Origin of the sequence: Bacillus sp. R86525 (assembly GCF_042466195.1) — a bacterium.
Lineage (GTDB): Bacteria > Bacillota > Bacilli > Bacillales > Bacillaceae_G > Bacillus_A > Bacillus_A nitratireducens.
Map to the genome: position 1 here is coordinate 1,794,963 of NZ_JAXHPX010000007.1, position 19,670 is coordinate 1,814,632.

The 19,670-nt window shown below is 35.0% G+C and carries 20 protein-coding genes; 16 read left to right on the forward strand and 4 right to left on the reverse strand.

All coding sequences use genetic code 11. The annotated features are described in order from the left end of the window. Positions 1–4: 4 nt before the first annotated feature. The 4 genes from SJY24_RS11880 to SJY24_RS11895 are packed head-to-tail and all read left to right on the forward strand — an operon-like array spanning position 5 to position 3,698. Complete coding sequence (locus SJY24_RS11880; protein ID WP_377864749.1) at positions 5–1,012, forward strand: FecCD family ABC transporter permease; 1,008 nt, start codon at positions 5–7, stop codon at positions 1,010–1,012. Beyond that, complete coding sequence (locus tag SJY24_RS11885; protein WP_098500698.1) at positions 1,005–2,027, forward strand: FecCD family ABC transporter permease; 1,023 nt, start codon at positions 1,005–1,007, stop codon at positions 2,025–2,027. Before SJY24_RS11880 ends, SJY24_RS11885 begins: the two co-directional genes overlap by 8 nt. 14 nt (positions 2,028–2,041) lie before the next feature. Continuing rightward, positions 2,042–2,863, forward strand: coding sequence for an ABC transporter ATP-binding protein (locus SJY24_RS11890; RefSeq protein ID WP_377864750.1), 822 nt, complete (start codon positions 2,042–2,044; stop codon positions 2,861–2,863). Positions 2,864–2,879: 16 nt separating this feature from the next. Further along, complete coding sequence (locus SJY24_RS11895) at positions 2,880–3,698, forward strand: alpha/beta hydrolase (protein WP_377864751.1); 819 nt, start codon at positions 2,880–2,882, stop codon at positions 3,696–3,698. Between the two features lie 44 nt (positions 3,699–3,742). On the opposite strand, the gene SJY24_RS11900 is transcribed toward SJY24_RS11895, so the two are convergent. Further along, positions 3,743–4,432, reverse strand: coding sequence for a class I SAM-dependent methyltransferase (locus SJY24_RS11900; RefSeq protein WP_377864752.1), 690 nt, complete (start codon positions 4,430–4,432; stop codon positions 3,743–3,745). An 88-nt stretch (positions 4,433–4,520) separates the two neighbouring features. Between SJY24_RS11900 and SJY24_RS11905 the strand changes: the two genes are divergently transcribed. The 6 genes from SJY24_RS11905 (at position 4,521) to SJY24_RS11930 (ending at position 10,479) form a co-directional block, all read left to right on the forward strand. After that, positions 4,521–5,591 (forward strand): helix-turn-helix transcriptional regulator, encoded by a 1,071-nt coding sequence (locus SJY24_RS11905; RefSeq protein ID WP_377864753.1) that lies wholly within the window; start codon positions 4,521–4,523, stop codon positions 5,589–5,591. A gap of 309 nt (positions 5,592–5,900) precedes the next feature. Then, on the forward strand, positions 5,901–6,128 hold the full coding sequence (locus tag SJY24_RS11910; protein WP_377864754.1) for a hypothetical protein: 228 nt from the start codon (positions 5,901–5,903) through the stop codon (positions 6,126–6,128). Positions 6,129–6,612: 484 nt separating this feature from the next. Continuing rightward, positions 6,613–6,915, forward strand: a complete 303-nt coding sequence (locus tag SJY24_RS11915) for a metal-sensing transcriptional repressor (RefSeq protein ID WP_000349636.1) — start codon at positions 6,613–6,615, stop codon at positions 6,913–6,915. 203 nt (positions 6,916–7,118) lie between these two features. Next, on the forward strand, positions 7,119–7,325 hold the full coding sequence (copZ, locus tag SJY24_RS11920; protein WP_098500705.1) for a copper chaperone CopZ: 207 nt from the start codon (positions 7,119–7,121) through the stop codon (positions 7,323–7,325). 95 nt (positions 7,326–7,420) lie between these two features. After that, entirely contained in the window at positions 7,421–9,841 is a 2,421-nt protein-coding gene (locus SJY24_RS11925; RefSeq protein ID WP_377864756.1) for a heavy metal translocating P-type ATPase, read from the forward strand. A 158-nt stretch (positions 9,842–9,999) separates the two neighbouring features. Next, positions 10,000–10,479 (forward strand): GNAT family N-acetyltransferase, encoded by a 480-nt coding sequence (locus tag SJY24_RS11930; RefSeq protein ID WP_377864757.1) that lies wholly within the window; start codon positions 10,000–10,002, stop codon positions 10,477–10,479. 20 nt (positions 10,480–10,499) lie between these two features. On the opposite strand, the gene SJY24_RS11935 is transcribed toward SJY24_RS11930, so the two are convergent. After that, on the reverse strand, positions 10,500–10,772 hold the full coding sequence (locus tag SJY24_RS11935) for an HU family DNA-binding protein (protein ID WP_001043904.1): 273 nt from the start codon (positions 10,770–10,772) through the stop codon (positions 10,500–10,502). 141 nt (positions 10,773–10,913) lie between these two features. After that, positions 10,914–11,729 carry a formate/nitrite transporter family protein gene (locus SJY24_RS11940; protein WP_377864758.1) on the reverse strand — a complete coding sequence of 272 codons (816 nt, stop codon included), beginning with the start codon at positions 11,727–11,729 and terminating at the stop codon, positions 10,914–10,916. A gap of 196 nt (positions 11,730–11,925) precedes the next feature. On the opposite strand from SJY24_RS11940, the gene SJY24_RS11945 reads away from it, so the two are divergent. Further along, the gene (locus tag SJY24_RS11945; RefSeq protein WP_377864759.1) at positions 11,926–12,819 is read left to right on the forward strand and encodes a metallophosphoesterase; all 894 of its coding nucleotides are present in this window, start codon (positions 11,926–11,928) and stop codon (positions 12,817–12,819) included. A 113-nt stretch (positions 12,820–12,932) separates the two neighbouring features. Further along, positions 12,933–14,144, forward strand: a complete 1,212-nt coding sequence (locus tag SJY24_RS11950; RefSeq protein ID WP_377864760.1) for a M20 metallopeptidase family protein — start codon at positions 12,933–12,935, stop codon at positions 14,142–14,144. Between the two features lie 54 nt (positions 14,145–14,198). On the opposite strand, the gene SJY24_RS11955 is transcribed toward SJY24_RS11950, so the two are convergent. Beyond that, a complete protein-coding gene (locus tag SJY24_RS11955) occupies positions 14,199–15,281 on the reverse strand; it encodes a chitinase (RefSeq protein WP_377864761.1) in 1,083 nt (360 codons plus the stop codon). Positions 15,282–15,551: 270 nt separating this feature from the next. On the opposite strand from SJY24_RS11955, the gene gabP reads away from it, so the two are divergent. The 4 genes from gabP (at position 15,552) to SJY24_RS11975 (ending at position 19,559) form a co-directional block, all read left to right on the forward strand. Beyond that, the gene (gene gabP / locus SJY24_RS11960; protein WP_377864762.1) at positions 15,552–16,946 is read left to right on the forward strand and encodes a GABA permease; all 1,395 of its coding nucleotides are present in this window, start codon (positions 15,552–15,554) and stop codon (positions 16,944–16,946) included. A 133-nt stretch (positions 16,947–17,079) separates the two neighbouring features. Then, on the forward strand, positions 17,080–17,418 hold the full coding sequence (locus SJY24_RS11965) for a hypothetical protein (RefSeq protein ID WP_377864763.1): 339 nt from the start codon (positions 17,080–17,082) through the stop codon (positions 17,416–17,418). A gap of 317 nt (positions 17,419–17,735) precedes the next feature. Next, complete coding sequence (locus SJY24_RS11970; protein WP_000228316.1) at positions 17,736–18,278, forward strand: DUF420 domain-containing protein; 543 nt, start codon at positions 17,736–17,738, stop codon at positions 18,276–18,278. Positions 18,279–18,395: 117 nt separating this feature from the next. Next, on the forward strand, positions 18,396–19,559 hold the full coding sequence (locus tag SJY24_RS11975; RefSeq protein ID WP_377864765.1) for an iron-containing alcohol dehydrogenase: 1,164 nt from the start codon (positions 18,396–18,398) through the stop codon (positions 19,557–19,559). Positions 19,560–19,670 lie beyond the last annotated feature (111 nt).

Here is a 19,670-nt window from a genome sequence, read left to right on the forward strand (position 1 = left end):
TGATATGCAGAAAACAAATGCAGTACCAGTAACCATATTATGTATAGCACCCATACTCATCCTATTTACAGTTATACTTTCTATTTTGTATGGGGCGAAAAGTATTGATGCTGAAACAGTGTGGAACGCATTATTTCATTTTGATTCAAGCGATGTAAATCATAATATTATTATTACTTCACGTTTACCAAGGGTAGTTGCAGCTCTTTTAGTCGGAGCATTTCTAGCCATATCAGGAGCACTTATGCAGGGGATGACAAGAAACTATCTTGCATCCCCTTCTATTATGGGTGTGACGGATGGTGCAGCCTTTGTTATTACACTTAGTATGATTTTCCTTCCAGGAATGTCATCGATCGGTATGGTTTTATGTTCAATGATTGGATCTGCACTAGGAGCCGGTATCGTGTTTGGTTTTGGTTCGCTCCTTCAAAATGGCTTATCACCAGTTAGGTTAGCAATTATAGGAACAGTTATTGGAACATTTTTAAGCAGTGTATCGGCCGCGATGGCTTCGTATTTCCAAATTTCTCAAAATGTTAGTTTTTGGTTTAATGCAAAGTTAGATCAAGTGGATCCTAATATAATTAAAATTACGATACCTTTTGGGATAATTGGGATAATTTTAGCACTGTTCATATCAAAATCTATTACCATTCTGTCTTTAGGAGAAGAAGTTTCTATTAATCTAGGACAGCGTACAAAACTAGTTAAAGCAATGGCGATTTTATCAGTAATTTTTTTAACTGGAACGGCAGTTGCTTTAGTTGGGAAAATTGGTTTTGTAGGTTTAATTATTCCGCACATTACTCGCTTTATAATTGGGGTAGATTATAAGTGGATTTTGCCATGTGCAGGCGTTATTGGTGGAATTTTCTTAGCGTTATGTGATGTATTAAGTAGATTTGTAAACTATCCATTTGAAACGCCAATTGGAGTTGTTACATCTTTAATTGGAATTCCATTCTTCCTGTATTTAATCCGTACAAGAGGAGGAGAGAGACATGCCTAAAAGTTCAAGTCAACGTTTTGGAATGACGATGGGGATTATTATATTTTTAATTTTTAGTGCAATTTATATTAGTCTAACGAATGGTACGTTCGACATTACGATTACAGATGTATTTAAAACACTCTTTAGAATAGACCCAGTACCAGAGCATGATTTAGTTATTTTTGATTTTCGTCTTCCGCGCATTATAATTGCTGGATTAGTAGGATTAGGATTAGGCGTTGCGGGTGCCGTTATTCAAGGGATTACGAGAAATGGATTGGCAGATCCAGGTATTTTAGGAGTAAATGCCGGGGCAGGAACAGCCATCGTCATTTTTATGTTTTTCTTTCAAGGACAATTAAAGAGCACAGACTGGGTTTCTATTATGATGATGCCAATGTTTGGTTTAGTTGGTGGATTAGGTGCAGCTATCATAATCTATCTGTTTTCTTGGAAAAACGGTAAGTTAGATTCACAGCGACTTTTATTAACAGGGATTGCAATTGGATCAGGATTTGGAGCATTCTCTATGTATTTATCACTCAAAATGAAGTCAACTGATTTTGAAATGGCTGCAGTTTGGGTATCTGGAAGTATATATAGTGCAAACTGGAAGTATATTGTTGCTATGTTACCGTGGCTTATCATTTTAATTCCGCTTATACAAAAGAAAGCTTATTTATTAGATTTATTTCAATTGGAAGAAACGAGTATTACAAGTTTAGGTGTTGCAGTAGAACGAGAGAAATCCATTTTATTATTAAGTAGTATCGGACTTGTGAGTGCATGTGTTGCTGTTTCAGGAAGTATTGGTTTCATCGGATTAATGGCACCGCATATAGCGAAAAGGCTCGTCGGTATTCAGCATAAATATATAATTCCTACGTGCGGAGTAATCGGAATGTTTCTTGTAATTGCTTCAGACTTTATTGCAAAAACAGTTTTCACACCTGTAGAGTTACCAGTTGGAATTGTTATTTCTATTGTCGGTGTACCGTATTTCTTATATTTACTTTATAAGGCGAAAGCGTAAGAGGGGGAATAAAAGTGAGTATTTTAAGTGCAAAAAATTTAGAAACGAGTTATGAAAAGCTTACAGTGTTTCGCGATTTAAATGTGGAAATACAAGAAGGAAAAGTAACGACAATTATAGGACCAAACGGGTGCGGTAAATCGACATTGTTAAAAACAATGGGAAGAATTTTAAAGCAAAAGAGCGGTAAAGTATATTTGCAAGGACAGGATTTAAATACAATTCCAACGAAAGAAATTGCGAAGCAGTTAGCTTTACTTCCGCAAACTCCAATTGCGCCAGGAGAGCTTAAAGTAGAAGAATTAATTTCTTATGGACGCTATCCACATCGAAATAACGTAAATAAGTTAACTTCAAAAGATAAAGATATGATTGATTGGGCATTAGAAATAACGAAAACATCTGCTTTTCGAACGAGACAAATAGCAAATCTATCAGGTGGTCAACGACAAAAAGTATGGCTAGCGATGGCTTTAGCGCAAGAGACAGAAGTGTTACTACTAGATGAACCAACGACATATCTTGATATGTCTCATCAATTAGATGTATTACAAATTGTGGAGAAGCTAAATAAAGAACATAATTGTACGGTGGTTATGGTATTACATGATATTAACCATGCAGCAAGATTTTCAGATGAAATTATTGCAATGAAGGAAGGGGAAATCGTTACAACTGGTAGCCCAGAAGACATCATTACAAATGAAGTGTTAAAAGAAGTATTTCATATTGATGCGCGTGTCATGATTGATCCGTATAATGGGTCTCCTGTTTGTTTCGGCTACGATAGTGTTGTATCTCAAGAAGAGAAAGTAGAAATATATGTAACGAGTTAAGAAGGGGGGATATAAGATGAATACTACTATTGAAAAACAGCAGATTATTACATCTAATACAGAACAGTGGAAAATGTATTCGAAATTAGAAGGTAAGGAATATCAAATTCATATTTCAAAGCCGAAGCAACCAGCACCAGAGTCCGGATATCCTGCTATATACGTATTAGATGGCAATGCCTTTTTTCAAACATTCCATGAAGCGGTTAAAATACAATCAGTTAGAGCAGAAAAAACAGGTGTTTCACCAGCCATTATAGTCGGTATTGGTTATCCAATTGAAGGGGCATTTTCAGGAGAAGAAAGATGCTATGATTTTACGCCTAGCGTAATTTCAAAAGATGCGCCTTTAAAACCGGACGGTAAACCGTGGCCTAAAACAGGGGGAGCACATAACTTCTTTACTTTTATAGAAGAAGAACTGAAACCTCAAATCGAAAATAATTATGAGATTGATAAAAGAAAACAAACGTTATTTGGACATTCTTTAGGTGGTCTATTTGCTTTACATATACTATTCACAAACGTAAATGCCTTTCAAAATTATTTTATAAGTAGTCCATCTATTTGGTGGAATAACCAATCCGTGCTTGAAAAAGAAAAGAATCTTATAAATGAATTAAACAATGCTAAGGTTGAAACGGGAGTATTTCTTACAGTTGGGTCATTGGAACGAGAGCACATGGTTGTAGGGGCAAATGAATTATCAGAGCGCCTTCTCCTAGTAAAACACGATCAGTTTAAATTTAAATTCTATGAGGCTGAAGGGGAGAATCATGCATCTGTTGTGCCGACATCTTTAAGTAAAGGGTTAAGATTTATTAGTCACGTATAGAAGACGTATATGAAAAGAGGTAAGCAATTGCTTACCTTTTTTCATTATTGTTTAAAGGCAACGTATCCATCAATTAAAAAACTAGTGAAAAAGCGAGTAATTTGAGTAAAGCCACATTCCTCCATAATAGTTAGTAAATTAGCTTCGGAAATAGGGAATATTTCTGTTTCAAAAGAATGTTCAAATCGGTCCCAATCTTCTAATGGAATTTGATTTTGCATCATGTGGTTGCGCCAAGCATTCAATTGTGCAAAAAACATACTTGTACGGGGTACACCGTTTATTGTAGAGAGAAAGAATGGAGCACCGGGCTTTAAGCGACTACTAATTTCATTAAGTAACTCTTTTTTCTCCTTAATAGTTGGGATGAAGTGAAGGACAAGCATACAAGTAGCAGCGTCAAATAATGGATTGGTTAATAATGAATGAACAGTTCCATGTACAAAGTGAATTTGATTTTGTATGCCTTCGTTTTCAATTCTTTTTTTAGCTAACTGTAGCATGCTTTCAGATGGATCAACACCTGTAAAAGATAAGTTGCTATTTTGTTTGCCTATTGAGAGAATTTCTTGTCCACCACCAGCACCTATAACTAGTAACTTTGGATTCATATTTTCTTTAGGGAGTGTAGTAAACAAGAAATGATTCATCATTTCATATAGGTTGTAGTAGCCTGGGATTTTACATGGAATTCTTTGTTCATATGAATTTACGGTAGTATCATTCCAATTCATTTTTAACCTCCTAAGTATGTGTATTATAGGTTTATTATGGAATGAAATTATGAAGGGAAACAATCCCGTAAATCTGGGGGGGAAGAGGATGTATGAAAAAACAACGAAAGAAATTACAATGGTAGCGAATCGTATAAGTTCTATAAGGATATTTCAAGAGTCATTTCTCCACTTAATACGTAAAGTCATTGATTTTGACGCCGCTTGTTTTACAGCTATAGATCCAATTTCTTTTTTATCTACTGGGGCATTTACGGATGCAAGTGTTGAAAAGATTCATCCACAATTGTTTATGAATGAATTTCTAGAAGATGATTTTAATAAATTTAAATATTTATCAGAACACTCTCCTCATGTTGCTTCTCTTAGTATGGCGACAAATGGTGAACAAAAGAAAAGCTCTAGATACCGAAATATTTTAAAACCAGCAAGTTTTGGAGATGAATTAAGGGGCATTTGTATGAGTAAGGGGAACTGTTTTGGGCATCTTAGTTTATTTCGAGGGAGTACAAGTCCCGCTTTTCATATCGAAGATTGTAAGTACTTAGCAACGATAGTACCAATTGCTGGAGAGGCCTTAAAAAAGGCATTTCCTAAACCTTTTTCAGAAGAGAAGGTAATAGGAACAGGCACGATTATATTAAGTTATGATTTTAATTTATTATATTGGAATCAAGATGGCAGCGATTGGCTCTCAAATCTTAGAAAGTATGAACAGTTAAATATAAAAGAAATACCAAGGCCAATCCGTGCGGTTTGTTCGAAAGTAAAGGCTAACGAATATAATGTAGGTTGTATGAATAGAGAAGAAAAAGTTTGTATACCTTTAGCCTATGGATATTTTTTAATCATTCGGGCCAGTAAGTTAGAACGTACAAGTAGTTTTCATGGTGGTTATGTTGTTCTATTCGAAAGAGCAAGACCGGAAGAAATCTTTCCGCTTATTACGGAAGCGTATAGTTTTACAACACGTGAGAAGCAAGTAATACGTAAAATTCTTACAGGTATGTCGACAAAGGAGTTAGCCCATGAACTTTGTATATCTATATACACGGTACAAGATCATTTAAAATCCATTTTTGAAAAGACTGGGGTAAGTAGTAGAAATGAACTCGTGTGGGAAGTTTTTTCAAGATTTTGTTTTGATGTTGATGAATAAAAATAAAATAAGTCTACAAAAATCACATGAATTACGGTGGATGAGTTGTAGAATAGGGCTGAAAAAAGGTTATGGATGAAACATTCCATAACCCTTTTTTTATAAGTAGAATTGTCCTTTTTGAAAGTTTTGTTTCAACTTTTCGTCTAAAGAGACAAAAAGTTGTCACAATTCGGTCACAATTAGCATAAACATAAAATAGACGAAATGAACTTACTTCCAAAAGGGCTTGGTTAATTCAATTCATAATTAGTAGAGCTGAAAAAGCGCGGATTTAAAGTTCACTATATTCTCAAGGAGGTAGATCGTATGAAAACTATTCTTGCTATCGCTGGGCTTATTTGGGTTTTATCACATGGCATTCCAATTTATGAAGGAGAACAAATTCGCAGTGCTTTGAATAAAAATTTTGATGAATATCATATCATTGATCGGCAAGATAATGTTGTGACAGTTCGAGTAAATGACTGTTTTCATACGGTAACCGTTGAAGGAACTTCAGTAGTGAATGATACAAAAGTATGTGACCAGCAATAATTATATATAGGAAGAAAAAAGCCTCAATTTAAATGTGCGAAGATTGAGGCTTTTATATTTGTGGGCGAATAATAAGTGAGGAATGGACAATCCCCGCTTATTATTGTTTCATTTTATCTCGCTATTTGTGGGCAGTAGGAATCCTACCTCAAAATTCGGCATATGTAAGGAAGTTATTTGGGAGATTAACTGCCCGTAAAAGCCAAAATTGGTGAGGGCTAATAATCAGAGGGGGATGGACAAAACCCCATCTGATTAAAGTTTCACTTTATTGAGTTTTGATGGGAGATGTAATGCTTTTTTGAGAAAAAGAGAAGGGTATAATGATAATTGGGACTGAGAAGCTAATAATGTGTTAAGAATAATCATAAAGAGGAAATATACTCATATGGGGTATCATACGTAGATATTTAATGCTATAATTGGTATACTCGTAAAAGTAATTGTTTTATTGGATGAAGAGAAACTTTGAGAAGGTGATAATATGGATCATAAAGAGCATGAAGCAGTAACACATAGATCAGAAAAAGAAAAAGAACAAATTATAAATAGATTAAAGAGAATTGAAGGACAAGTCCGCGGTATTCAAAATATGATTGAAAATGATCGTTATTGCGTGGATATTTTAGTGCAAATTTCAGCAATTAATGCAGCGATGAAAAAAGTAGGAATGGGTGTATTAAAAAACCATACAAGTCATTGTGTTTCAGGTGCTATTAAAGATGGCAATGGTGATGAAGCAATTGAAGAATTAATGACAGTATTTGAACGTTTTTCAAAAGCGTAAAAACAAGCTAGTATGTAACTGGCTTGTTTTTTTGTTTACCTCTATATAGGATTTCGAGGTATTGATGTGAAAAAGTGTGTGTAAAATAAATTTTTAGAAAATAATTGAAAAATCATGATACAAAACCATTGATTACCTTAGGGGGGTATGGTAAGATGTGGTTATGATTAACAAACAATGAAGAAACAAGAGGAGGATTTTAAATGGAACAGTTAACATTACAAGTTGAAGGTATGTCTTGTGGACATTGTGTAAATTCTATCGAAGGCAGCGTGAAAGAACTAAACGGTGTTGAACAAGTGAAAGTTCAATTAGCAGAAGGAACTGTTGAAGTTACGATCGACTCATCAGTTGTAACGTTAAAAGATATCGTTGCTGTAATTGAAGATCAAGGATACGATGTTCAATAATTATTTTTAGATATGGAAATAAATCGTACTTTATAGGAAGTACGATTTATTTTGCTAATAATTATACCTCATAAGGGTATATAGAGGTGAGAGACATGAATGAGCAAAGAGAGGCCAATCTTCAAATATCAGGAATGACATGTGCGGCATGTGCAAATAGAATTGAAAAAGGCCTGAAAAAAGTAGAAGGTGTTCATGATGCAAATGTAAATTTTGCACTTGAAAAAACAAAAATAATGTATGATCCCCAAAAAACAAATCCACAACAATTTAAGGAAAAAGTTGAATCGTTAGGATATGGAATTGTAAGTGATAAAGCTGAATTTACTGTTTCAGGGATGACATGCGCAGCATGTGCGAATAGAGTAGAAAAGCGTTTAAATAAGTTAGAAGGTGTGAACGGAGCGACAGTAAATTTCGCTTTGGAATCGGCTACAGTAGATTTTAATCCTGATGAAATTAATGTAAATGAAATGAAGAGTGCAATTACGAAATTAGGATATAAATTGGAAGTGAAATCAGATGAGAAAGATGGATCAACTGATCATCGCTTACAAGAAATTGAGCGACAAAAGAAGAAGTTTATCATTTCGTTTATTTTATCATTCCCGTTATTGTGGGCAATGGTAAGTCACTTCTCATTTACATCGTTTATTTATTTACCTGATGTGCTTATGAACCCTTGGGTGCAGCTAGCTCTTGCAACTCCGGTTCAGTTTATCATTGGTGGGCAGTTTTATGTTGGGGCTTATAAAGCGTTACGTAATAAAAGCGCTAATATGGATGTTCTCGTGGCACTTGGAACGTCTGCAGCGTATTTCTACAGTGTGTATTTAAGTATTCAATCAATTGGTTCTTCGGAACATATGACAGACTTGTATTTTGAAACGAGCGCAGTACTTATTACGTTAATTATTTTAGGTAAATTATTTGAAGCAAAAGCAAAAGGACGTTCATCAGAAGCAATTAAAAAGTTGATGGGTTTACAAGCGAAGACAGCTACAGTTGTGCGAGATGGAACGGAAATGAAAATTTTAATCGAAGAAGTAGTAGCTGGTGATATCGTTTATGTAAAGCCTGGTGAAAAAATACCAGTAGATGGTGAGATTGTAGAAGGAAAGTCAGCGATTGATGAATCGATGTTGACAGGCGAGAGTATTCCAGTTGATAAAACAATTGGGGATGTAGTAATCGGTTCTACAATGAATAAAAATGGATTTTTAAAAGTTAAGGCTACTAAGGTAGGTAGAGATACTGCATTAGCTCAAATCATTAAAGTAGTAGAAGAAGCTCAAGGATCGAAAGCTCCTATTCAAAGGGTAGCGGATCAAATTTCAGGTATTTTCGTACCGGTTGTAGTTGTGATTGCTATTATCACATTTGCAGTGTGGATGCTATTTGTTACACCAGGTGATTTTGGTGGAGCGCTTGAGAAAATGATAGCCGTACTTGTTATCGCTTGTCCATGTGCATTAGGTCTTGCGACACCTACATCTATTATGGCTGGATCAGGAAGGTCAGCTGAGTATGGTATTTTATTTAAAGGTGGAGAGCATTTAGAAGCAACGCATCGATTAGATACAGTTATTCTAGATAAAACAGGTACTGTGACAAATGGGAAGCCGGTGTTAACAGATGTACTTGTAGCAGATGGATTCCACGAAGAAGAAATACTACGTTTAGTAGGTGCGGCAGAAAAAAATTCTGAACATCCACTTGCAGAAGCGATTGTAGAAGGAATTAAAGAAAAGAAAATTGATATCCCAAGTTCAGAAACGTTTGAAGCAATTCCGGGATTCGGTATCGAATCAGTTGTAGAAGGGAAACAATTATTAATTGGTACACGCCGATTAATGAAGAAATTCGATATTGATATTGAAGAAGTTTCTAAATCGATGGAAGAGCTAGAACGAGAAGGGAAAACAGCAATGCTTATTGCGATAGATAAGGACTATGCTGGAATTGTTGCTGTTGCAGATACTGTAAAAGATACTTCAAAAGCAGCTATCGCAAGACTTAAGAAAATGGGTCTAGACGTTGTTATGATTACAGGAGATAATACACAAACTGCGCAGGCAATTGCTAAGCAAGTTGGTATTGATCACGTAATTGCAGAAGTATTACCAGAAGGAAAAGCAGAAGAAGTGAAAAAACTGCAAGCGCAAGGTAAGAAAGTAGCGATGGTTGGAGATGGAATAAATGATGCTCCTGCTCTTGCTACGGCGGATATCGGTATGGCAATTGGAACAGGAACGGATGTAGCGATGGAAGCAGCGGATATTACGTTAATCCGTGGTGATTTAAATAGTATTGCTGATGCGATCTTTATGAGTAAGATGACGATAAGAAATATTAAACAAAATTTATTCTGGGCACTAGCTTATAACGGCTTAGGAATCCCGATTGCGGCGCTTGGTTTCTTAGCACCTTGGGTTGCAGGAGCGGCGATGGCATTTAGTTCTGTATCGGTCGTATTAAATGCATTACGATTGCAAAGAGTTAAATTAAAATCTTAAAAAGCTCATTAAATAATTGTATATGATTTTTACAAAAACAATACTTATTCAAAGTATTGTTTTTGTTCATATAGAAAATAAAAAGATATAATAAAGCAAAAATATTGAATTGTAGATAGTAGAAAAACTAAGTGTTAGTTTGATAAGGAGATTTACATATGTTGAAGGATATTATAATTAGAACATTCCAGAAAGAGGATTTAGACCAAGTATTACAGTTGTTCTATGAAACAGTTCATACGGTTAATGCAAAAGATTATAACGTGTTACAGCTACAGGCATGGGCACCAGATCGACTAGATAGAGAAAGATGGTTAGAGTCTTTAGAAAAGAATATTTGTTATGTTGCCGATTATAAAGGAGTAATAGTGGGATTTGGGGATTATAATGATGAGCATTACTTAGATCGCTTATTTACACATAAAGGTTATCAAGGAAAAGGCATAGCTTCTTATATACTACAGAAGTTAGAAAAAGAAGCAGTGAAATTACAGCATAAGGAGATATATACTGAGGTGAGTATTACAGCAAAACCTTTCTTTGAAAGAAACGGTTATATTTGCTTAAAGGAACAAAAAAAGCAGCATAATGGTCAAATTTTTATTAATTATGTAATGAAAAAAATAGCCTTCTCATAAACGAGAAGGCTATTTTTTCATTATTTTACAGCTTCTTTAAGCTCTTTACCAGCTTTGAAAGCAGGTACTTTAGAAGCTGCGATTTGCATTTCTTCACCAGTTTGTGGGTTACGGCCTGTACGAGCAGCTCTTTCACGAACTTCAAATGTACCGAATCCGATAAGTTGTACTTTTTCACCAGCAGCTAAAGTGTTAGTGATTGATTCTACTACAGTTTGTACAACTACAGTAGCTTCTTTTTGAGAAATCTCAGCGTTTTGTGCTACGTTTTTAATTAATTCTGTTTTATTCATGTTTTTCACCTCATATGTAAATAATGCTATTTAAGTTGTTATTATAACGTATAAAACATTCGAGAACAAGTGTACGCACATATATTCGCAAAAAAAATGAAATTTGTAATATTTTTTAGGATCACTTTATAGACATTCAATTTAAGCGGATACAGATTTTTTCTTTAATGCAGTTTGCTCTTTATTGGAAGGTAGTTTCTTATTATAAGATATGAAATAAGGTAATGCTACAAATAACATACCCCCTACTAAGTTTCCGAAGAAAACAAAAATGAAGTTTGGAAAATATTCAATCCAAGTTAAATGACCAGCAAAAATTGCAGCTGGGATGACGAACATATTGGCTACAACGTGTTGAAATCCAATCGCAACAAAAGTCATAACTGGGAACCAAATACCGACAATCTTTCCGATAAATTCTTTACTTCCCATACTGAGCCAAACAGCTAAACAAACGAGCCAATTACACCCGATTGCAGAAATGAAGGCTTGCAGTGGTGTATCTTGTAGTTTAGCTTGTGCAATAGAAACTGTTTTTGCTAAAAAAGCTCCCTCCGTTAAGCCGACGATATGACCGAAAAAATAAGCGACGAATACAGCACCTATGAAGTTGCTAAACGTAACAATAACTAAATTTCGTATGAAGTGAAATAAGTCGATTTTTTTGTGAAGCCAAGCCATTGAAACGGTCATCATATTGCCAGTTACTAATTCACCGCCTGCAAGGATAACGAGTATAAGACCGATAGGGAATACGGCAGCACCTAGAAAACTAGTAAATGATCCCCAAGATTTTGGGATTGTTCCGATAACATGGATATCAAGTAAATATCCTAATGCTATGAAAGCACCACCAAAAAAACCGAGAATTAGCATAGGGAGCAATGATAAATGAGCTTTTTTTCTTCCAGAATTAGCAGCAAGTTCCGTAATTTCTTCTGGTGTAAATACAGACATGAATAACCTCTCCTTAATAGAATGATGGAATGAATAGAAGAAACATTTTAAAGAATCTATGTATTATAAAAATATGTTATGACTTCTGTATAAATTTGTCAAAGTGAGTGTAGATAAAATTGGATATAACGAACATTGTTCATGTTGTCACATTAATGTAACAATAAGGCTTTAAAGTGATTTTAGAGGTGAAAACATGAATACGCATCATGTAAAAAAAGAACAAAAAAAATCAATCGTAAAAATATTTATTATTAGTTTCATAAGTATATTAATGATACCAGTAAGTTTGTATTTCTATGCGACAGAAATAGAAAGAAGACTAGTAACAGTTACGTGGAATGAAATAGAAGCTCCTACAATTCCTAAAGAGTTTAATAATAAAAAAATATTGCAGTTCTCAGATGTACATTTAGGACCAGATTTTACATTGAAACAACTAGAAAATTTGGTGGAGAAGATGAATGAATTACATCCAGATATAGTAGTTTTCACAGGAGATTTAATAGATAAGTTTGGATCCTATAGTGAGGAAAGAGAAGAAGCAAAGATTATTTTGCAGAAAATTAAAGCTCCCCTAGGAAAATATGCTGTGTTTGGGAATCATGATAGAGGTGGGGGCGGTAGTTTATTTTACAAAAAGTATATGGAGGAAGCTGGTTTTTCTGTGTTAGTAAATGAAGTGCAGAAAATTAAAGCGGAAAACGGCAAGTATATTACAATATCAGGTTTGGATGATTTTTTATTAGGGAAGCCACAAATAGACTCGACTTTAAAAAACTTAAGACAACAAGATTTCAATATGCTGTTAATACATGAGCCGGATGTTGTAGATAAAGTATCTCGTTATCCAGTCGATTTTCAAATGTCAGGACATAGTCATGGAGGACAAGTTCAGATTCCTTTTGTAGGTCCTTTAATTACTACAAAATTAGCTGAGAGCTATGTTGAGGGTATGTATGAGTTAGAAGGGAAGAATAAGCTGTTACATTTATACGTAAATCGTGGTATTGGGACAACCCGAACGCCTGTTAGATTTTGGAGTGTACCTGAGCTTTCAGTATTTGTGTTGAAGCAAAATAGTAACTAGACTATTACTAGAATAGTAAGAGGATTTTCAGAGAAAGTTTTCTTTTTTATTGATTAAATACAGAATATTATGTAACTTTTATTTAAAGTGTTAAAAAAGAAAGGGGCATTTCTATGATAGAAACATGGCATAAAGAATTGGAAAGTATATATAACCAAATGGTTTCGTGGCGAAGAGATTTTCATCAATACCCAGAGCTATCGTTTCAAGAAATAGAAACACCGAAAAAAATAGCTGAAATCTTAAAAAGTTTTCATATTGATGTGAAAACAGATGTTGGGGGAAGAGGGGTAATCGGCGTAATTGAAGGCGGAAGACCTGGGAAGACGATAGCGATACGTGCTGATTTTGATGCACTACCTATTCAAGATGAAAAGAAAGTTTCATATAAATCAAAGGTTCCTGGCGTAATGCACGCTTGTGGCCATGATGGACATACAGCAACACTTTTAGGAGTTGCAAAAATATTAAGTGATAACAGAGACCAACTTTCAGGAAAAATAGTCCTTATTCATCAACATGCAGAAGAGAAAGAGCCTGGCGGAGCAATTGCCATGATTGAGGATGGTTGTTTAGAAGGAGTAGATGTTGTTTTTGGGACACATTTATCTTCTCAGATGCCTTTAGGAATTGTTGGAGCGAAAGCTGGAGTAATGATGGCGGCAGCTGATACTTTTGAAGTGAAGATTCAAGGGCAAGGCGGTCACGGCGGTATGCCGCATCATACTGTTGATGCTATTATCGTTGCAACACAAGTGATTAATCAGTTGCAACTTTTAGTGAGTCGAAAAATAGATCCGCTTCAATCTGCGGTATTAACAGTTGGTACGTTCCATGCTGGTCAAGCGGATAATATTATTGCGGATACTGCTACGTTTACAGGAACCATTCGAACGTTAGATCCTGAAGTGAGAGAATATATGGAGGAGGAATTTAGACGAGTTGTTGAGGGGATTTGTCAGTCCCTTCATGCTGAAGTTAATATTCAATATAAACGAGGCTATCCAATATTAATAAATCATGTAGCTGAAACACGTCATTTTATGACGGTTGCGGAACACGATCTTGGCAAAGAAAGGGTCATGGAAGTACCACCTATTATGGGCGGAGAAGATTTTGCATACTACTTAGAACATGTTCCAGGAGCATTTTTCTTCACAGGTGCCGGTAATGAAGAAATAGGGGCAACATATCCACACCATCATCCTCAATTCGATTTTGATGAACGTGCGATGTTGGTTGGTGGGAAGTTGCTTTTAAGTCTTGTGAATAGTTATTCAAGAAATGGAAAAGAATTTCTTCATCATGTAGAGGTGAAAAAGTAATTTACATAACTAAAAAACAACAATAGGTCATATAAAACCTATTGTTGTTTTTTATTATTTTTGCAAGGAAAGACTATCAAAATATGTTCTATAGTTACTAGAGAATTCAAAGTTGTTTTTTGCATCCCAATTAATGGACCAAGACATTAAGCCGCGGAATGCAGGGTAGCCACTCTGACTTGAAAGTTTATACTTTCCTCCGAAAGGAATTCCTCTAATGATATAATCTAAAGCTTTTTTCATTTCAGTTGGAGAAATATATCCGCCACTTGGAGCGGCCGCTGGTGCTGCAGGAAGTCCGATCATGACTTGATCCGAACGAAGAGCTGGGAAAATGTTATTTGCATTACCACCTACAGGAAAACCATGTAAGAGCATATCTGCCATAGCGACCTCGTAGTCTGCAGTACCTTGATTGTAGTTATTACCGTCCATTCCAATGCCGCTGCCAGCGTTGTAGTGTTGAACGTGAATGTATGTTAGTTTGTCTTGCACTCCGTAAATAATCGGTAAATATGCACCCCATATGCTTCCATACGCGCTAAAACCGCCTTGAACATAAGCTGTTTCAGGGGCCATGCTTAATAGGAAATCTGGACCGTAATGGTCTGAAATCGTTCGAATTGCTGAGATAAGATTCACGATTTGAGGAGTTGTTGGGTTTTTAAAATTAGTGTCATTACCGTTTAAGTAAATACCTGATTCAAGGTCAATATCTATTCCATCAAAACCGTATTTATCGATTAGAGATTGTATGGAATTAATAAAACGTTGTTTAGCAGCATTGTCAGGAAGTAAAACGACCCCATTTTGTCCACCTATTGAAAGAACTACTTTTTTTCCTTTACTTTTTAAATAGGAAATATCAGATTTGAATTCTGCATCTGTACCATACACAGGGGAAAATTCAACAGTGGAACGATCACCACCAGTTTCACCGAAAGATACATTTATTACATCCCATTTTGGTGAAACATCTTTTAATTTAATAATGCCAGTACCGTTATCAAAGTTATGCCAATATCCAACGAGTAATTTTGACCCTAAATTGTTTGCTGCTTTTGTTTGGAAGGGAGCTAGCGGTAGCAGTAAGAAAATTACTAAAATACAACAAATGAATTTGAACTTGTTTAACATATCAACACTCCTATACAAAAAGTTGTCTAGATGTATAATCTTGTTCCTTTAATGATATCTAAAAATTCTTTCTTTTGTAAGGCGAGTATAATTTTCTCAACAATTGTGTATGGAAAATTATTAAACCTAATGTAATAATTTCTGTAGGAGCTTGTATTGCAATTGTTAAATTCAGAATATTTTGATATATTTTAAAGTGTAGGACAAGATTTTTCGCATAATACTCTTACATAAATTTCAAAATCAAGTTTGGAAGGGGATGTACAAGAGTTGGATAAAAATCTTAAGAAAGATCTCAAAATACGCCACATTACAATGATCTCAATTGGCGGCGTAATAGGAGCTGGTTTGTTTGTCGGAAGTGGTGCGGTTGTGCATTCAGCAGGGCCAGGTTCTATCGTTTCATATGCATTAGCAGGACTTCTAGTTATTTTCGTTATGAGAATGCTGGGGGAAATGGCAGCTATTAATCCGACAAGTGGTTCATTTGCAACATATGCAAGAGAAGCAATTGGTCCATGGGCAGGTTATACAATTGGGTGGCTATATTGGTTTTTCTGGGTAATTGTTATTGCAATAGAAGCTACAGCAGGTGCTGGTATTATTCAATACTGGATTCCAGAAATCCCGCTCTGGTTATTAAGCTTACTATTAACGATTTTATTAACGTTGACGAATGTTTTCTCGGTGAAATCATTTGGAGAATTTGAATATTGGTTTTCATTTATTAAAGTAATAAGTATTGTTTTGTTCCTATGCCTTGGTCTTGCTGTGATTTTAGGATTTGTACCAGGAACGGAAGCACCTGGCACTTCAAATTTAGTAGGGAAAGGGGGATTTATGCCAAATGGTATCAGTTCGGTGCTGCTTGGAATCACCGTCGTTATATTTTCATTTATGGGGTCAGAGATTGTTGCAGTAGCGGCTGGTGAATCTGCCGAACCTGTAAAAGCAGTAAAAACAGCAACAAATAGTGTAATTTGGCGTATTCTTGTATTTTTTATTGGATCTATCGCAGTAGTTGTTACACTTCTTCCATGGAATTCAGCAAACATATTAAAAAGTCCGTTTGTAGCGGTACTTGAACATATAGGAATACCAGCGGCAGCGCAAATTATGAATTTTATCGTTTTAACAGCTGTACTTTCTTGCTTGAATTCAGGTTTATATACAAACTCAAGAATGCTTTTTTCGATGGCAGAAAGAGGAGATGCTCCAAAGGCATTTTTAAAATTGAACAGTAGTGGTGTTCCAGTTCGGGCAGTTTTATTTGGAACGTTCTTTGCTTATATTGGAGTTGTTTTTAGTTACATATCCCCAGATAAAGTCTTTTTATTTTTAGTGAATGCATCTGGTGGGATTGCGTTACTAGTTTATCTCGTTATAGCAGTTTCACATTTAAAGATACGTAAAAAAATGGGGAAAGTAGAACAACAAAATTTGAAAGTGAAAATGTGGCTTTTCCCGTATGTAACGTATGTTACAATTGCCGCTATTATAGCAGTTTTAGTTGCAATGGTTGCAATTGAATCTTTACGTTCACAAGCACTTTTAACGATGCTTGTTACTGTTCTTATTATAGTTTCTTATTTTATTTTTAATAGAAATAGAAATAGTTCGGTTTTGAATCCTAAAAGTGAGGATAAAGAGCCCGTTCAATTCTAATTTATTGTTTTGGAAGAGAGTTACACCCAATCATTGCTATAAAAGAATCATATATAATCATAGAAACAAGTAATTACTATTGTCATAGTGAATATAAACTTTTTTCTTGACTTTTTATACGAAGGCGAGCAAAATGGTAAAAAAGGAAGGGGGGATGATGATGGAAGAGTACGTATTGGAGCTGTATAACTTTTTATATACGACAGAATGGCAAGATATTGTTTCGTTTCTAGGAATAGTATTTTGTATGAAAATTGTAATTGTATATATGGAAGAGCAAGGTATGTTCTATTCCTTCTCATCTCCGTTCGATGTGCAGCGCGAGCCGTTGCTGAACTATGCCAAGGTAAATTACGAACAATTTCCTTTTGTGATTTTCTTTATGATTCGATTTATAACAGCAATTGTAAAGAAGAAGGAAAGTGACGATGAAGAGTGCCACTCAACTTGTAATATAGCGACTGCTTTATAAGCTAAATACAAGGAGGAGATTTATATGTGGTTTCGATTTCTTATGATTGGTTTCTTTTCATTAACAGCAATTTCTTTAATGGGATATCAAGTGTCTGAAATTTTTCAAGCATATAGCAATACGTTTTTCAACAAAAACTAATTACATTGCTATTTAAATAATAAAGCGATAAAATCCTTCTTAAGAAGTTTTATTAAGAAGGATTTTTTTCTTTGCTCTGTCTTACTGTGTCAAACTATTGTCACATTTACACTGTGAATAATATGTTAAAATAGTGAGGTTACGTATACATATTTGAAGGAAGAGGAGTGACCATTTTGGTGGATCAATCAACGAATCAGAAAAGCTATGCTCCTATTGTGATAACGCTTTCTGTAATTGTAAATGCGATTATTTTATTTTTGTTCTTTGGACCTGTTGGCTATGAAGGAGAAGTACATTTTGATGTAACAATTTTACCAATGTTAAATGCAATTTTTAATAGCTTTACGTTCGTATTCTTATTAGCAGCTTTATACTCTATTATTAAGAAGAATGTGAAAATGCACCGTGGTTTCATCCTAGCAGCATTTACAACGACGTTGCTATTTTGTGTTTCTTATTTATCGTATCACTACTTGGCGCCAGCAACACATTTTGGCGGAGAAGGATTCATTAAATATGTGTATTTCATCATTTTAATTACACATATTATCCTTGCAGCAATTATTGTACCGCTTGCATTGTTTGCACTTGTATTTGGTTTTACAAATCAATTAACACGTCACCGTAAAATTGTACGTTGGACGATGCCGATTTGGTTATATGTAAGTTTATCTGGTGTTATTGTTTACTTAATGATCTCACCTTATTATCAATAAAAAAATCCCAGCCTGTAGGCTGGGATTTTTTTATTAGGCAAATATTTTTGTGAAATGAAAAAATTGTGGTATACAAAAGTATAGTTGCTTTTTATATAGAAGGGATGGTAAAGGTATATGCAAAATTTTGTATTTCGTAATCCGACAAAACTTATTTTTGGTAAAGGTCAATTAGAACAGTTAAAAGCTGAAATTCCACAGCTCGGTAAAAAGGTTCTTCTCGTATATGGGGGAGGCAGTATTAAAAGAAATGGTATTTATGATAATGTACTTTCTATTTTAAAAGATATAAATGCAGAAGTATTTGAATTGACAGGCGTTGAACCGAATCCTCGTGTATCAACTGTAAAGAAAGGGATTCAAATTTGTAAAGATAATGGTGTTGAATTTATTTTAGCAGTTGGCGGAGGAAGTGTAATCGACTGTACGAAGGCGATTGCGGCTGGTAGTAAGTACGATGGAGATGTATGGGATATTGTAACGAAAAAAGCATTTGCTAGTGAGGCATTACCATTTGGTACTGTGCTTACTCTTGCGGCAACAGGATCTGAAATGAATGCTGGTTCTGTAATTACAAACTGGAAAACGAATGAAAAATATGGCTGGGGTAGCCCGGTTACTTTCCCACAGTTTTCGATTTTAGATCCAGTTCATACTGCGTCTGTACCGAAAGATCAAACAATTTACGGTATGGTAGATATTATGTCACATGTATTAGAGCAATATTTCCATCATGGAACAAATACAGAATTACAAGATCGTTATTGTGAATCTGTTTTAAAAACAGTAATTGAGACAGCTCCTAAGCTTTTAAGTGATCTAGAAAATTATGAGCATAGAGAAACCATTTTATATTGCGGTACTATGGCGTTAAACGGCATTTTAGCGATGGGAGTAAAAGGAGACTGGGCAACTCATAATATTGAACATGCAGTTTCAGCTGTTCACGATATACCGCATGGAGGCGGTTTAGCAATTCTATTCCCGAACTGGATGAAGCATGTTGTAGACGAAAATGTAAGTCGTTTTAAACAGTTCGCTATTCGCGTATTTAATGTAGACACAGATGGAAAGACTGATCGAGAAGTAGCGTTAGAAGGAATTGAGGCGTTACGTCAATTTTGGACTTCAATTGAAGCGCCGGTAACATTAGCGGATTATGCTATTGGAGAAAATGAAATTGATTTAATGGCGGATAAAGCGATGGCTTATGGTGAATTTGGTAACTTTAAAAAATTAAATAAAGATGATGTTTTGAATATATATAAAGCTTCTTTATAAGTGAATCGAGCAAAGAAACCCATTTGATTGCTATATCAAATGGGTTTCTTTTTGTTGTTTATAACTGGTTTTGATTGTTTTTGATTATTAATGAATGTTTATGGTTGATTT